Raw genomic sequence first — 2,095 nt, 5'->3', positions numbered from 1 at the left:
ATACAGATACGCCTGAATTTTTAGACTATAAAAGTTGGCATTATAATGCCAAATCCCGCCCATATATCAAGAACTGCTTGATAAAAAATATTGATCGAAACACCAATATCTATTTTTTTCGAATATAAAATAAACCTGAATTTTTAATAATCTTAAATCTTATTGCTATGATATACATAAGAAATTTGATATTTCACGATAAATTTCATTCCAGATGGTTAGTTCTTTTAATTGATCTGATGATCGTGTTTATATCCCTTTGCCTTTCTATTTCTTTAAAGGATAAGTTGGATTTGAAGCTAAATAATATTTACTACATGATTTTTTACTGTAGTAATGCAATTTTAATTTTTCTGGTAATGCGTATCCATACCCGTATTATAAGGTATTCGAACACTAAAGATATGTTACGCATTTTTATGGCAGTGCTGGCAAGTAATGCGGCGTTCATGTTGCTTTGCAATGTATTATTTGCACCTTATTTGAAATTTAGCCTTATCGGGTTGGGCGATATACTACTTATTAATTTTTTTATATCGTCATCCTTATTGATGGGTATGCGAATTGTAATAAAAGACTTATTCGTATATCTTGAAGGTCCGGGATTGACTGAAAAGAAAGAAAATATTTTGGTTTATGGTTCAGGTACATCCTCTATTTTAATTAAAAATGCGGTAGAATCACAAAAAGGGCTCATGATACAGGTTCAGGGTTTTATTGATGTGGGTTCTGATAAAATAAATAAATGCCTTGAACAAAAGCAGGTGTACCCGATACGGTCGATTGAAAGATTAAAACAAAAGTTTTCTATCAAAACGATGCTTATTACCTCCGAAGAGCTGAATGTTGACAACAAACGAAACGCTGTTGAAAAATGCATGGAACTTGGTATTAAAGTGATCACCGTTCCCCCATCTGATCAATGGCTCAATGGAAAACCTAACTTAAACCAGTTTAAAGATTTGAAAATTGAAGATCTGTTACAACGTGCGCCTATTGAGCTATGCAAAGATCATATCTTTAGTGAACTTAGTGGTAAACGGGTTTTGGTTACAGGCGCAGCCGGCTCTATCGGGTCTGAAATTGTGCGGCAGGTAATGTGCTATGACCCGGAGTATATCATATTGTGTGACCAGGCCGAAACACCTTTGCATGATATTCAAATGGAAATTGAAGATGGGAAAAGCTCATGCAAAACAAAAATATTTATTGCTGATATTCAAAATACCAATCGCATAAAATCACTTTTTAACTTATATAAGCCACAAATTGTTTTTCATGCTGCCGCATACAAACATGTGCCCATGATGGAAAATAATCCTACAGAGGCTGTATTAACCAACGTGTGGGGTACCAAAAACGTAGCAGATATTTCCATGGAATTTGGGGTGGAGAAGTTTGTTATGATTTCTACCGATAAAGCAGTGCGGCCAACCAACATAATGGGTGCCTCCAAGCGTATTGCAGAAATGTACATACAGTCTTTAAGCACAGAAATTAGTAATCAGGGTCTTTATCCAACAAATGGAGATACTGCAACAGGAAAAACCAAATTTATTACAACCCGTTTTGGAAACGTTCTTGGATCCAACGGTTCTGTTATTCCACGGTTTAAAGCACAAATTCAACGTGGCGGACCTGTAACTGTAACCCATCCTGATATTACACGTTATTTTATGACAATTCCGGAGGCTGTACAACTTGTGCTGGAAGCAGCAGTAATGGGCAAAGGTTCTGAAATATTCCTGTTTGATATGGGAGAGCCTGTTAAGATAGCAGATCTGGCTGCTAATATGATAAAATTAGCAGGCTTTATTCCGGATGAAGATATAAAAATTGTATTTACAGGTCTAAGACCTGGCGAAAAACTATATGAAGAATTGTTAAATGTTGAAGAGCATATCATTCCAACATATAATAAAAGCATAAAAATCTCGAAAACTATACCTAATAGCTATGCAGAAGTTAATAGCGTAATTAAAGAGTTGCTGGAGCTTAGTTTGCTTAATAATGTTGATTTAATGGTGCTTAAAATGAAAGCTATTCTTCCTGATTATATCAGTAATAATTCGCAATATGAAAAACTGGATCTAAG

General features: G+C 34.9%; 1 protein-coding gene. It reads left to right on the top strand.

All coding sequences use genetic code 11. The features are described from left to right. Nucleotides 1-404 precede the first annotated feature (404 nt). Nucleotides 405-2,095: polysaccharide biosynthesis protein (locus tag AC1DRQ_RS30960; RefSeq protein WP_477429886.1), on the top strand; the 1,691-nt coding region annotated here is incomplete at its 3' end.

The organism is Mucilaginibacter sp. P4_E8 (assembly GCF_056401495.1).
Note: the sequence above shows the minus strand (reverse complement) of the source record. Positions and strands in the feature narration are given on the sequence as shown.